Annotated in this window: 12 protein-coding genes and 1 pseudogene; 7 read left to right on the plus strand and 6 right to left on the minus strand. The window is 72.2% G+C overall.

The features are described 5' to 3' along the window. The 4 genes from rsrA to ACW62_RS06445 form a co-directional block, all read right to left on the minus strand. Entirely contained in the window at positions 1 to 276 is a 276-nt protein-coding gene (rsrA, locus tag ACW62_RS06430) for a mycothiol system anti-sigma-R factor (protein ID WP_053203265.1), read from the minus strand. Beyond that, the gene (locus ACW62_RS06435; protein WP_053203266.1) at positions 273 to 872 is read right to left on the minus strand and encodes a sigma-70 family RNA polymerase sigma factor; all 600 of its coding nucleotides are present in this window, start codon (positions 870 to 872) and stop codon (positions 273 to 275) included. The genes rsrA and ACW62_RS06435 overlap by 4 nt, the downstream gene beginning before the upstream one ends. A gap of 122 nt (positions 873 to 994) precedes the next feature. Continuing rightward, the gene (locus ACW62_RS06440) at positions 995 to 1630 is read right to left on the minus strand and encodes an alpha/beta hydrolase family protein (protein WP_053203267.1); all 636 of its coding nucleotides are present in this window, start codon (positions 1628 to 1630) and stop codon (positions 995 to 997) included. Further along, positions 1630 to 2346, minus strand: coding sequence for an SOS response-associated peptidase (locus ACW62_RS06445; RefSeq protein WP_053203268.1), 717 nt, complete (start codon positions 2344 to 2346; stop codon positions 1630 to 1632). Before ACW62_RS06445 ends, ACW62_RS06440 begins: the two co-directional genes overlap by 1 nt. A 49-nt stretch (positions 2347 to 2395) precedes the next feature. Between ACW62_RS06445 and ACW62_RS06450 the strand changes: the two genes are divergently transcribed. Next, positions 2396 to 2956: a DoxX family protein gene (locus tag ACW62_RS06450; protein ID WP_053203269.1), complete on the plus strand. Its 561-nt coding sequence runs from the start codon at positions 2396 to 2398 to the stop codon at positions 2954 to 2956. Positions 2957 to 2996: 40 nt separating this feature from the next. Here the strand turns inward: ACW62_RS06450 and ACW62_RS06455 are convergent, their stop codons facing one another. Then, complete coding sequence (locus tag ACW62_RS06455; RefSeq protein ID WP_053203270.1) at positions 2997 to 3587, minus strand: TetR/AcrR family transcriptional regulator; 591 nt, start codon at positions 3585 to 3587, stop codon at positions 2997 to 2999. Between the two features lie 57 nt (positions 3588 to 3644). On the opposite strand from ACW62_RS06455, the gene ACW62_RS06460 reads away from it, so the two are divergent. Further along, positions 3645 to 4637: a DMT family transporter gene (locus ACW62_RS06460; RefSeq protein ID WP_083459354.1), complete on the plus strand. Its 993-nt coding sequence runs from the start codon at positions 3645 to 3647 to the stop codon at positions 4635 to 4637. Positions 4638 to 5070: 433 nt separating this feature from the next. Here the strand turns inward: ACW62_RS06460 and ACW62_RS06465 are convergent, their stop codons facing one another. Then, positions 5071 to 6816 carry a glycerol-3-phosphate dehydrogenase/oxidase gene (locus ACW62_RS06465; RefSeq protein ID WP_240477251.1) on the minus strand — a complete coding sequence of 582 codons (1746 nt, stop codon included), beginning with the start codon at positions 6814 to 6816 and terminating at the stop codon, positions 5071 to 5073. A gap of 228 nt (positions 6817 to 7044) precedes the next feature. Between ACW62_RS06465 and ACW62_RS06470 the strand changes: the two genes are divergently transcribed. From ACW62_RS06470 to ACW62_RS32970, 5 genes and pseudogenes are all read left to right on the plus strand, one after another. Then, positions 7045 to 7755, plus strand: coding sequence for an MIP/aquaporin family protein (locus ACW62_RS06470; RefSeq protein ID WP_420843555.1), 711 nt, complete (start codon positions 7045 to 7047; stop codon positions 7753 to 7755). Between the two features lie 49 nt (positions 7756 to 7804). Beyond that, complete coding sequence (gene glpK, locus ACW62_RS06475) at positions 7805 to 9313, plus strand: glycerol kinase GlpK (RefSeq protein WP_053203271.1); 1509 nt, start codon at positions 7805 to 7807, stop codon at positions 9311 to 9313. Between the two features lie 44 nt (positions 9314 to 9357). Beyond that, complete coding sequence (gene aroA / locus ACW62_RS06480) at positions 9358 to 10650, plus strand: 3-phosphoshikimate 1-carboxyvinyltransferase (RefSeq protein ID WP_053203272.1); 1293 nt, start codon at positions 9358 to 9360, stop codon at positions 10648 to 10650. Further along, a complete protein-coding gene (gene rsgA, locus ACW62_RS06485; protein WP_053203273.1) occupies positions 10650 to 11663 on the plus strand; it encodes a ribosome small subunit-dependent GTPase A in 1014 nt (337 codons plus the stop codon). Before aroA ends, rsgA begins: the two co-directional genes overlap by 1 nt. Positions 11664 to 11689: 26 nt before the next feature. Then, positions 11690 to 12408 (plus strand): annotated as a pseudogene (locus tag ACW62_RS32970) (inositol monophosphatase family protein); the annotation flags it as partial.

Raw genomic sequence — 12408 nt, forward strand, 5'->3', positions numbered from 1 at the left:
TCAGGGCGTCCGGGTCATCTGCACCCGGACCTCCTCGATGCGGGCTCGGATCTTCAGCCGCAGGTCGTCAGGCGCGTGGTCGCAGCCGCAGGCCCGGGCCAACGCCTCGCGGATGACCCGCTCGATGTCGTAGGTCGACAGGCACGGCTGGCAGTCGTCGAGGTGCGCCTTGATCTCGTCGTAGGTGAGGGCGCGGTCATCGAGCTCGTGGTCGAAGAAGACGTAGACCCGATCGAGTACCTCAGCGCAGTCGACTTCGTCGTCGTTGCAGCTCATCCTCCGACCTCCTGAGTGACCTTCGGCACCAGCCCACGCTCACGGGCGTAGTCCTCGAGCAGCCCGCGCAGCTGACGCCGCCCACGGTGCAGCCGGGACATCACCGTGCCGATGGGCGTGCCCATGATGTCGGCGATCTCCTTGTACGGGAAGCCCTCGACATCGGCGAGGTAGACCGCGATGCGGAACTCCTCGGGGATCTCCTGCAGGGCGTTCTTCACGTCGGAGTCGGGCAGGTGCGCCAGCGCCTCAGCCTCGGCCGAGAGCAGGCCGGACGAGGTGTGCGCCTCGGCCCGCGCCATCTGCCAGTCCTCGATCTCCTCGGTGGCGCTCTGCTGCGGCTCGCGCTGCTTCTTCCGGTAGGTGTTGATGAAGGTGTTGGTCAGGATGCGGTAGAGCCACGCCTTGAGGTTCGTTCCCTCCTTGAACTGGTGGAACGAGGCGTAGGCCTTGGCGAACGTCTCTTGGACCAGGTCCTCGGCATCGCTCGCGTTGCGGGTCATGCGCAGCGCGGCCGAGTACAACTGGTCGAGATACGGCAACGCATCGCGCTCGAAGCGCTGCGTACGCTGCTCGGCACTCTCCTGATCAGCCATCACCGTCAAGTCTACCGGCGCGACGGCATCGGCTGCCGGTCGCTCCAAGCACGTGGCACTCACAGTTAGCTGAAACCTCCAAGCTCGGTGTTCCGCTGGCGTCAACGGCGACCGTGCCCGGTTCATTCCCCGAGCGGGGCCAGGAACGCGCTGACGGCGGCCACGACGGCGTCGACGGCCGCGCGCTGCGACTGGCCCTTGAGCACCTTCATCCCGTGGTCGGCGCCGGGGACGGTGACCAGCCGGTGCGGGCCGGACGGGAACTCGTCCGGGCGGCCGAAGGTGTCGCGCTCGCCCTGCACGACGAGCACCGGCAGCTTCTCGGCGGCGCCGGTCAGCTCGGGCAGCCGCGACGCCTCCGGCTTGCCGGGCAGGTGCAGCGGAAACGCCAGGCAGACGACGGCGGCGGCGTCCAGCTCGGCGGCCGTTCGGCAGGCGACGCGCGCGCCGGAGCTGCGTCCGCCCAGCACCAGCGGCACGTCGCGCGGCAGGGTCGCGAGCGCCGCCAGCCACGCCTCGTCGAGCACCGGCGGGCGCGGCGCGACCTTCTTGCCGGCCAGTCGCCACGGCTGCTCGAACCGGACGACGGTGACCCCCTCGGCAGGCAGCGCCAGGGACAGCGCCTCGAGGTCGGCCGCCTTCGGGCCGCCGCCGGCGCCGTGCCCCAGCACCAGCCGCAGCCGCGGTTCGTCGGCGGCGTCGGTCCAGAACGCCGCGTCGCCGATGGGCGTGCTCACCGTCGTGCGGGCCGGCGCCATCACAGCTCCACCGGGTCGACGAGGTGCGGCCCGTTGTTGCCGACCTTGTTGACGTCGGTCGACACCGGGTAGGCGTCGAGCACGCCGGGCACCGCCGGAGTGAGCAGCCGCGTGACGTCGTCGGCGTCCTTGATGGTGGGGTCGAGCCAGCGCTCCCAGCTGTCCGCGCCGACCAGCATCGGCATGCGGTCGTGGATCTGGCCGACGTCGTCGGTGGCGTCGGTGGTGAGGATGACCACCGACCACACGAACGCGTCGTCGGCGTCGTCGGGCTTGCTCTTGTCGCGCCAGATCTCGTACAGCCCGGCCATCGCCAGCGAACCGTCCTTCGGGTGGATGAAGAACGGCTGCTTCTGGCCCTTCTCGCCGCGCCACTCGTAGAAGCCGTCGGCCGGGAGGATGCACCGGCGCAGCTGGAACGCCTTGCGGAAGGCCGGCTTCTCGGCCGCGGTCTCGACCCGGGCGTTGATCAGCCGGTTGCCGATGGCGACCTCCTTGGCCCACGACGGCACCAGGCCCCAGCGCAGCGTGCGCAGCCGGCGCGTCGGCGGCACGTCGGGCTCGTCCTTCTTCCCGCGGGTCATCACCGCGTAGACCTTCTTCGTCGGCGCGACGTTCCAGTCGGGATCGAGGCGCTCGCGCACCTCGTCCCGCTCGACGCCGAACTCGTCGGCGAGGTCGTCGGCGCTCTGGCTGACCGCGTACCGTCCGCACATACGCCCATCCTCGCACCGGCACGCGCGGGTTTCATGGTAGGCAAGGGGTATGAGCCTCGTCCGAATGATCGCCCGCCCGATGCTCGCGACGATCTTCGTCGTCCAAGGCGCGCAGCGCCTGCGCGACCCCGAGCCGGGCGTTGCGGCCGCCACCACGTTCGCCGACCGCTTCGGCCCCACGCTGCAGAAGAGCGCGCCGCAGCTGCCGACGGACCCGAAGGCGCTCGTGCGCATCAACGCCGGCGTGCAGATCGGGGCCGGGCTGGCGCTGGCCACCGGCCGGTTCCCCCGGCTGGCGTCGGTGGCGCTGCTCGCCTCCCTGGTCCCGACCACCTGGGCGGGACACCCGTTCTGGACCGTCGAGGACCCCGCCCAGCGCAACACCCAGCGCATCCAGGCCATGAAGAACGTCGGCCTCGCCGGTGGGCTGCTGCTGGCCAGCGTCGACACCGAGGGCAAGCCGGGGCTGTCGTGGCGGGCGCGGCGCGCGGCCAAGGACGCGAAGCGGGCGACGAAGACGGCCAAGCGCGAGGCCCGGCTGGCCGCCAGGGCCACCGCCGGCCAGGCCAAGGCGGGTCTGCGCTCGGTGCAGCACCGCGCCAAGCCCTGACGGCTCGGGCCCGGCGCGTCACCGCTGGGTGAGCGGCGCGTCAGCGCAGGGCGGCCGCCAGCAGGTCGGCGGCGGCGGCGCGGGCGCGCCTCAACGCGTCGGGCTGCCCGCCGGCCGTCATCGTGACCAGGGCGCCCTCGTGCAGGAGGGCCAGCCGCAATCCCAGCTCCGTCGCCGCCGCCTCCGGGACGCCGGCCTCGGCGACCAGGCGGACGTAGAGCGCGCGGACCGCCTCCTTCTCCGCCCGGATCACCGCGACGCCGGGATGCTCGGTGCCGCCGATCTCGGCGAACGCGTTGACGAACGCGCACCCCCGCTCGGCGTCGCGCTGCCACTCCGCGAGCGCGTCGTACACCGCCAGGACCCGGCCGGGCCCCTCGTCGGGCGCGTGCTCGTCGAGGTACGCGGCGACGAACGCGCTCCACCGCTCGAACCGGCGGCCCAGATACAGCGCGACCAGCGCGTCCTTCGAGCCGAACCGGTCGTACAGCGTCTTCTTCGTGGTGCCGGCCGCCTCGGCGATGGCGTCGACGCCGACGGCGCGGATGCCGTGCTGGTAGAACAACGCGCTCGCGGTGTCGAGCAGCCGCTGTCCCGCCGGTGTGAGGGTGCCCGGTTGCCGTGCGGCCATGCCTGCCTCCTTCGTGGACACTGACAGTATACCGACCGGTGTGTTTACATCGACGGCATGACCACGACGCAGCGCGCCTCCGGTCCGAACGGCCCCGGTCAGGGCAGTCCCGCTCCGGGCAGTTCGGCCTCGGGCGGCCCGGCCTCGGGCAGCCTGGCTCCGGGCGGCCCGGCCTCGGGCACCGCGCGCGCATCCGCCGTCGACGTCGGCGCGGCGGCCGCTCTCGTCGTGTTCTGGAGCAGCGGGTTCATCGGCGCCCGGCTCGGCACCGAGCACGCGCCCGCGGACACGCTGCTGGCGTGGCGTTACCTCGTCGCCGCGGCGCTGCTGCTGCCCGTCGTCGCGCCGACACTGCTCCGGCTGGCCCGCCGCGACCTCGGCCGGCACGCCGTCGTCGGCCTGTTGTCGCAGACGCTGTATCTCGGCGGCGTCGTCACCGGCATCGGTCTCGGCGTGCCGGCGGGCACGGCGGCGCTGATCGCGGCCCTGCAGCCACTGGTCGTCGCCACCGCCGCGCGCCGGCTGCTCGGCGAGACGGTCAGCGGCCGCGCGCGGCTCGGGTTGTGGCTCGGCCTGGCCGGCGTCGGCATCGTCGTCGCCTCCGACATCGGCGGCGGTGGGCCGGTGTGGATCTACCTGCTGCCGGTCGGCGGGATGCTGGCGTTGTCGGCGGGGACGGTGCTCGAGCAACGCTGGCGGCCGGCCGGCGGGATCGCGGCGGCGTTGAGCGTGCACGTGGCCGTCGCCGCGGTGGCGTTCACCGGCGAGGCGGTCGCCTTCGGGCGGCTCACCGTGCCGGAGTCAGGCGGGTTCTGGTGGGCGGTCGCGTGGGTGCTGGTGCTGTCGACCGCCGGTGGATACGGCGCCTACCTGCTGGTGCTGCGCCGCGGCGGGGCGACCCGGGTGAGCAGCCTGCTCTACCTCACTCCCCCGACGACCGCGGTGTGGGCGTGGGTGATGTTCGGGGATTCGCTCGGCCTGGCGACGCTCATCGGGTTCGCTGTGTGTGCCGTGGCCGTGTGGCTGGTGCTCCGGCGGCCCCCGCCATGATCATCGGCGATCCACCACACCATAGTGGGGTGAATCGCCGATGATCATGGAAAGGTCGGCCTACACGACCGGTTCGGCGACGCCGGGGCCGCGTGCGCCGGGCGACCGTGCGTTGAGGCTGCCGCGTTCCGCCAGCCCCCTGCTGCTCTCGCATTGTCGGGGGCGCGATCGGCCGCCTCAGCGGACTCGGTTGGGCGCTTCGCGCGACGGAGGACCGCTTGACCCGCGCCGCGCCGTGGTAGATCGACCCCTCCCGGCCCGGGTGGGGCCCACCCTACGGGCGGGCACTGACAGAGCCGCGCGCGAACCGGCTACCTGCCGACTCGCCCGCCGCTGTGCGCCCGAAACCCGCAGTCGGGCGTCCGTCATGATCATCAACCTTCTGAGCTGTCATGACGACCGAAAAGGTGGATGATCACGGTCAACGCCCGGACTAGACGACTGGTTCGGCGACGCCGGGGCGGAACTCGGGGGCGGCGGAGCGGGCGTCGTCGGCGGCTTGGTCGTCGGGCTCGGTCTGGGAGGCGCGTTCGGCTTCGACGCGCTTGCGGTAGACGTCGACCTCGCGGGCGATGGTGGCGTCGTCCCAGCCGAGGGTCTCGGCCATGAGCCGGGCAACGGCCTCGGCGGATTCGAGGCCACGGTGGGGGTACTCGATGCTGATGCGCGTCCGCCGCGTCAGCACGTCGCTGATGTGCAGCGCCGCCTCGTGGGTGACCGCGTAGACGACCTCGACCTGGAGGTAGTCGGCGGAGCCGGGGATCGGCTGCAGCAGCTCCGGCCGGCCCTCGGCCAGCGCCAGCACCTCGTAGACCATCGAGCCGTAGCGGTCGAGCAGGTGCCGCAGCCGGTGCGGGTGGACGCCGTACTCGTCGGCCAGGCGATCGACCTGGTTGACGAGGGCGTGGTAGCCGTCGGCGCCGACGAGGGGCACCTTGTCGGTGATGGACGGGCGGATCCAGCCACGAAGATCAGAGCGGGCGGCGTCGATGGCGTCCTTGGCCATGACCCGGTAGGTGGTGTACTTCCCGCCGGCGATGGCGACCATGCCAGGCGCCGGCCGGGCCACCGCGTGCTCGCGCGACAGCTTCGAGCTCTGCTCGCTCTCACCGGCCAGCAGCGGCCGCAGCCCCGCGTAGACGCCCTCGATGTCGTCGTGGGTGAGCGGCGTGGCGAGGACGGAGTTGACGTGCCCGAGGATGTAGTCGATGTCGGCCTTGGTGGCGGCCGGGTGGGCGAGGTCGAAGTTCCAGTCGGTGTCGGTGGTGCCGATGATCCAGTGGCTGCGCCACGGGATGACGAACAGCACCGACTTCTCCGTGCGCAGGATCAGCCCGCTCTCGGCGGCGATGCGGTCGCGCGGGACGACGATGTGCACGCCCTTGCTGGACCGGACCCGGAACCGGCCGCGGGTGCCGGCCAGCCGCTGCATCTCGTCGGTCCACACGCCGGTGCAGTTGACGACGACGTCGGCGGTGACCTCCTGCTCGGCGCCGGTCTCGACATCGCGCACGCGGACGCCGGTGATGCGGTCGGCCTCGCGCAAGAACGCGATGACCTGGGTGGACGACCGCACCACGGCGCCGTAGTGGGCGGCGGTGCGGGCGACGGTGAGGGTGTGGCGGGCGTCGTCGGACTGGGCGTCGTAGTAGCGGACGCCGCCGATGAGGGCGTCGTGGCGCAGGCCGGGGAACAGCCGCAGCGCCCCGGCCCGGGTGAGGTGCTTCTGCCCCGGTACGGACCGTGCGCCGCCCAGGGTGTCGTACATGAGCAGGCCGGTCGCCGTGTACGGGCGCTCCCACCAGCGGTGCTTGAGCGGATAGAGGAACGGCACCGGCTTCACCAGGTGCGGCGCGATGAGAGTGAGCATCAGCTCGCGCTCGTGCAGCGCCTCGCGGACCAGGCCGAACTCGAACTGCTCGAGGTAGCGCAGGCCACCGTGGAACAGCTTGCTCGACCGGCTGGACGTGCCGGCGGCGAAGTCGCGCGCCTCGACCAGCGCCACCCGCAGCCCGCGGGTGACGGCGTCGAGCGCGGATCCGGTGCCGACGACGCCGCCGCCGATGACCACGACGTCGAAGTGTTCGGAGCCGAGCCGGTCCCAATTCTCCTGCCGAGCCTGCGGCCCCAGCCGGCTGCTCGGTCCGGCGGTATCGGCCCGCTCACTCACACCGGTCACGTCGATCACGTCTCCTTGCAGCTCAGAGCGCATAAGCGGTCGAATGCCACCAAGGTTCGCTTCCCGCCAGCGGCACCCAGCAACACGCTACCCGCTCAGGTCGCGAAGAACGTAGACAGTTGCTCTACGCACCAGTAAGTTCCGAAGAGACCCTTGGCAACGTTGCCGAGACCAGCCGGGTTACCGGGGACGCCACGGCCGTTGTCGTCAACGGAAGCGGAGGTTCACATGGACCTGAGTTTCGGCGACATCTTCCAGAGCGAGTTCCTCGGCACCGCGATGCTGACGCTGCTGGGCTGCGGTGTGGTCGCCACAGCGATCCTGACACAGAGCAAAGGACTCGGCGGGGGCTGGCTGCTCATCAACTTCGGCTGGGGGCTCGCGGTCTTCTCCGGCGTGTATGTGGCGTTCGATTCCGGCGCCCACATCAACCCGGCCGTGACCCTCGGTCTGGCGATCGAAGGCACGACCGAGTGGTCCGACGTCCCGACGTACTGGCTCGCCCAATTGTGTGGCGCGTTCGTCGGTGCCGTCGTCGCCTGGCTGGCGTTCAAGCAGCACTTCGACGCCGAAGAGGACCAGGGCAAGCAGCTCGGCGTGTTCTCGACCGGCCCGCAGATCCGCAACCCGCTGTGGAACACGATGACGGAGGTCATCGGCACTTTCGTGCTGCTCTTCGTCATCCTCTCGTTCGGCAACTCGCCGGTCGACCTCGGTCCGCTGCCCGTCGCCCTTCTGGTCGTCGGCATCGGCGCCTCGCTCGGTGGCCCGACCGGATACGCCATCAACCCGGCCCGTGACCTCGGCCCCCGCATCGCGCACGCGCTCCTGCCCATCCGGGGCAAGGGTTCGAGCGACTGGGGTTACTCCTGGGTGCCCGTGGTGGGCCCGCTCATCGGTGGCGCCCTCGGCGCGCTGCTGGCCAAGGCGATCTACTGAGCACCCGCCTGGGTACTGCCTGCCCCGTACGACGATGTGAGGAGAAGGGATGAGTCAGTACGTAGCCGCCATCGATCAGGGGACGACGTCGACCCGGTGCATGATCTTCGATCACTCCGGTCGCGTGGTCTCCGTCGACCAGCGGGAACACAAACAGATCTTCCCGCAGGCCGGCTGGGTCGAGCACGATCCGGAAGAGATCTGGCGCAACACCCGTGAGGTCTGCGCGGGGGCACTGGCCAAGCGCGACCTCGTCACCAGCGACGTCGTGGCCGTCGGCATCACGAATCAACGCGAGACGGCCGTCGTCTGGGATCGCACGACCGGGAAGCCGGTCTACAACGCCATCGTGTGGCAGGACACCCGCACCGACCGCATCGTCGACCAATTGGCGAAGGACGGCGGACCGGACCGGTACCGCGCCCGGACCGGGCTGCCGCTGGCGACCTACTTCTCCGGGCCGAAGGTGAAGTGGATCCTCGACAACGTCGACGGCGCGCGAGCCAAGGCCGAGGCCGGCGACCTGGTGTTCGGCAACATGGACACCTGGGTGCTGTGGAACGCCACGGGTGGGCCGGACGGCGGGCTGCACTACACCGACCCGACCAACGCCTCGCGCACCATGCTGATGGACCTCGACACGCTGTCGTGGGCCGAGGAGCATGCCGCCGACATGGGCATCCCGATGTCGATGCTGCCGGAGATCCGGTCGTCGTCGGAGGTGTACGGGAACATCCGCGAGCGCGGCGCGTTCGGCGGGCTACCCGTCGCCGGAATCCTCGGCGACCAGCAGGCGGCCACGTTCGGCCAGGCCTGCCTGTCGCCGGGTGAGGCGAAGAACACCTACGGCACCGGCAACTTCGTCCTGCTCAACACCGGGACGGAGAAGGTGATGAGCGAGAACGGCCTGCTCACCACCGTCTGCTACAAGATCGGCGACAACGACGCCATCTACGCGCTGGAGGGCTCCATCGCGGTCACCGGCTCGTTGGTGCAGTGGTTGCGCGACAACCTCGGCATCATCGGCGCGGCGCCCGAGATCGAGCCGCTGGCCCGCAGCGTCGACGACAACGGCGGGGCGTACTTCGTGCCGGCCTTCTCCGGCCTGTTCGCGCCGTACTGGCGGTCCGACGCTCGGGGGGCGATCGTCGGGCTGACCCGGTTCGTCAACAAGGGGCACATCGCCCGCGCGGTCCTGGAGGCCACGGCCTTCCAGTCCCGCGAGGTCATCGACGCCATGAACGCCGACTCCGGGGTGGCGCTGACGTCGCTCAAGGTCGACGGCGGCATGGTGGCGAACGAGTTGCTCATGCAGTTCCAGGCCGACATCCTCGGCGTCCCGGTCATCCGGCCGGTCGTCGCGGAGACGACGGCGCTCGGCGCGGCCTATGCGGCCGGCCTGGCCGTCGGGTTCTGGGGCAGCGAGGACGACATCCGCACCAACTGGGCGCAGGACAAGCAGTGGGAGCCGTCAATGGACGACGCCCACCGCGAGAAGATCTACGGCACCTGGAAGAAGGCCGTCACGAGGACCTTCGACTGGGTGGAAGCAGAGTAGATCCCCAGGTTCGGTCGTCGGGCACCCGATAGGCTGGGTGCCCGATGACCGACACCACTGCCCCGCTCTGGCCTGCACCGACCGCCGCCGCGCCGGTCGACGCCACCGTCGCGCTGCCCGGCTCGAAGTCCATCACCAACCGCGCGCTCGTGCTCGCCGCGCTCGCCGACGGCCCGTCGCTGGTCCGCTATCCGCTGCTGGCGCGCGACACCCGGCTGATGCTCGAGGCGCTGCGCACGCTCGGCGCCGGCATCGAGACCGAGGGCGACGCCGTGCGCGTCACGCCCGCTCCGGTCCGCGGCGACGCCGCCGTCGACACCGGCCTGGCCGGCACCGTCATGCGGTTCGTGCCGCCGGTCGCGGCGCTGGCCAGCGGCGACGTCCGGTTCGACGGCGACGCGCAGGCCCGGCTGCGGCCCATGGGCACGGTGCTCGACGCGCTGCGAGCGCTCGGCGTCGCGATCGACGACGGCGGGCGGGGCGTGCTGCCGTTCACCGTCGCCGGAACCGGCGCGGTCCCCGGCGGCGACGTCACCATCGACGCGTCGGCGTCGTCGCAGTTCGTCAGCGGGCTGCTGCTGTCGGCGCCGCGCTACGACAAGGGCGTCACCGTCCACCACGACGGCAAGCCGGTCCCGTCGCAGCCGCACATCGACATGACGGTGGCCATGCTGCGCGAGCGCGGCGTCGAGGTCGACGACGCCACGGCGAACACCTGGCGGGTCGAGCCCGGCGCCGTCCGCGCCGTCGACACCGTCATCGAGCCCGACCTCTCCAACGCCGCGCCGTTCCTCGCCGCCGCGCTGCTCACCGGCGGGACGGTCCGGGTGCCGCGCTGGCCGTCGGCCACCACGCAGCCGGGTGCGCAGCTGCGCGACCTGCTGGCCCGCATGGGCGCCGGCGTCTCGCTCGACGACGGCCTGCTGACGGTGCGCGGCACCGGCACGGTGCTCGGCCTCGACGCCGACCTCCACGACGTCGGCGAGCTGACCCCCGTCCTGGCCGCGCTCGCCGCCGTCGCCGGCACGCCGTCGCACCTGCGCGGCATCGCGCACCTGCGCGGGCACGAGACCGACCGGCTGGCCGCGCTGGCCGCCGAGATCAACGGGCTGGGCGGCGACGTCACCGAGACCGCCGACGGCCTCGACATCCGGCCGGCGCCGCTGCGGGCGGGCGTGTTCCGCAGCTACGCCGACCACCGCATGGCGCAGGCCGGCGCCGTCCTCGGGCTGGTGGTGCCGGGCATCGAGGTCGAGGACATCGCGACCACCGCGAAGACGCTGGCCGACTTCCCCGGCATGTGGGCCGCCCTTCTCGGTGCGGAGCCGGCCGCGTGATGGCCCGGCGGACCGCCGCCTCGTCCTACGACGAGCGCGACGTCAAGGTCCGCCCGGGGCGCGGCTCGCGGCCGCGCAGCAAGCTCCGCCCGGCCCACGCCGACGCGATACCGGCGCTGGTGGTCGCCGTCGACCGCGGCCGGTACACCTGCGTGCTCGACGGCCGGACCGTGACGGCGATGACGGCGCGCGAGCTGGGCCGCAAGGCCGTCGTCGTGGGCGACCGCGTCGGCTTGGTCGGCGAGGTGTCCGGCGCGCCGGGCACGCTGGCCCGCATCGTGCGGGTCGAGCAGCGGGCCACGGTGCTACGGCGCAGCGCCGACGACGACGATCCGGTCGAGCGGGTCATCGTCGCCAACGCCGACCAGCTGATGATCGTCACCGCCGTCGCCGACCCCGAACCCCGGCCGCGGCTGATCGACCGCGCCCTCGTCGCGGCGTTCGACGCCGGCATCGAGCCGCTGCTGTGCATCACCAAGGCCGACCTCGCCGACCCCGCGCCACTGGTCGACGCGTACGCGCCGCTGCAGGTCCCCGCCGTCGTGGCGCGCCGGTCGCCGGGCACCGAGACAACAGACGTCCGCGAGGTGGCCGAGCATCTGCGCGACCACGTCACCGTCCTGATCGGCCACTCTGGCGTCGGCAAGTCAACACTGGTGAACCAGCTGGTGCCGGGCGCCGACCGCGCGACCGGCAAGGTCAACGTCGTCACCGGGCGGGGCCGGCACACGTCGACCAGCGCGGTGGCGCTGCCGCTGCCGGATGGCGGCTGGGTCATCGACACCCCGGGCATCCGCTCGTTCGGCCTGGCGCACGTCGACCCCAACCGCCTGATCCTCGCCTTCCCCGACCTCGCCGCCGAGACGCCGGCGTGCCCGCGGGGTTGCCACCACTTCGACGGCGCGCCGGAGTGCGCGCTGGACGTGGCGCTGGCGGCCGGGCGCGTCGACCCGGACCGCTTGGCGTCCTACCGCCGGTTGCTGGCCAGCCGGGACGGTCAGGCCGGCGACTAGGGGTCTCGGACCGTGTAGGTTGACCGATCGTGGCCTACGACGACGACCTCCGCTTCGCTCACGTCCTGGCCGACGACGCCGATTCGCAGACGATGTCGCGGTTCCGGGCCCCCGACCTGCGCGTCGAGACCAAGGCCGACCAGTCTCCGGTCACCGACGCGGACAAGGCGACCGAGGAGGCGATCCGGCGGACGCTGGGACGCGCCCGGCCCCGCGACGCCGTCGTCGGCGAGGAGTTCGGCGCCGGCGGCTACGGCGCCCGCCGCTGGGTCATCGACCCGATCGACGGCACCAAGAACTATCTGCGCGGCGTCCCCGTCTGGGCCACGCTGATCGCGCTGATGGTCGAGGACGAGGTCGTCGCCGGCGTCGTCTCGGCCCCGGCGCTGAGCCGGCGCTGGTGGGCGGCGCGCGGCACCGGCGCCTACACCGGCCGGTCGCTGTCGTCGGCCACGCGCTGCCGGGTGTCGGCCGTGACGTCGCTCGAGCGGGCGTCACTGTCGTACTCGTCGCTGTCCGGCTGGGAGGAGCGCGGCCTGCTGCCGGCCTTCCTGGACCTCACCCGGGCCTGCTGGCGCACCCGCGCCTACGGCGACTTCTGGTCGTACATGCTGCTGGCCGACGGCGCCGTCGACATCGCGGCAGAGCCGGAGCTGGCCCTGCACGACATGGCCGCCCCGTCGATCGTGGTCGAGGAGGCCGGCGGCCGCTTCACCGCCCTCGACGGCGTGGCGGGGCCCCCGGG

Origin of the sequence: Jiangella muralis, assembly GCF_001270745.1 — a bacterium.
In the GTDB taxonomy this organism is placed as follows: Bacteria; Actinomycetota; Actinomycetes; order Jiangellales; family Jiangellaceae; genus Jiangella; species Jiangella muralis.

Coding starts and splice junctions, on each gene's coding strand:
- ACW62_RS06445 (WP_053203268.1), bottom strand. CDS start 2,346: ATGTGCGGACGGTACGCGGTCAGCCAGAGCGCCGACGACCTCGCCGAC.
- aroA (WP_053203272.1), top strand. CDS start 9,358: ATGACCGACACCACTGCCCCGCTCTGGCCTGCACCGACCGCCGCCGCG.
- ACW62_RS06470 (WP_420843555.1), top strand. CDS start 7,045: ATGGACCTGAGTTTCGGCGACATCTTCCAGAGCGAGTTCCTCGGCACC.
- ACW62_RS06460 (WP_083459354.1), top strand. CDS start 3,645: ATGACCACGACGCAGCGCGCCTCCGGTCCGAACGGCCCCGGTCAGGGC.
- ACW62_RS06435 (WP_053203266.1), bottom strand. CDS start 872: ATGGCTGATCAGGAGAGTGCCGAGCAGCGTACGCAGCGCTTCGAGCGC.
- glpK (WP_053203271.1), top strand. CDS start 7,805: ATGAGTCAGTACGTAGCCGCCATCGATCAGGGGACGACGTCGACCCGG.
- ACW62_RS06440 (WP_053203267.1), bottom strand. CDS start 1,630: ATGGCGCCGGCCCGCACGACGGTGAGCACGCCCATCGGCGACGCGGCG.
- ACW62_RS06455 (WP_053203270.1), bottom strand. CDS start 3,587: ATGGCCGCACGGCAACCGGGCACCCTCACACCGGCGGGACAGCGGCTG.
- ACW62_RS06450 (WP_053203269.1), top strand. CDS start 2,396: ATGAGCCTCGTCCGAATGATCGCCCGCCCGATGCTCGCGACGATCTTC.
- rsgA (WP_053203273.1), top strand. CDS start 10,650: ATGGCCCGGCGGACCGCCGCCTCGTCCTACGACGAGCGCGACGTCAAG.
- rsrA (WP_053203265.1), bottom strand. CDS start 276: ATGAGCTGCAACGACGACGAAGTCGACTGCGCTGAGGTACTCGATCGG.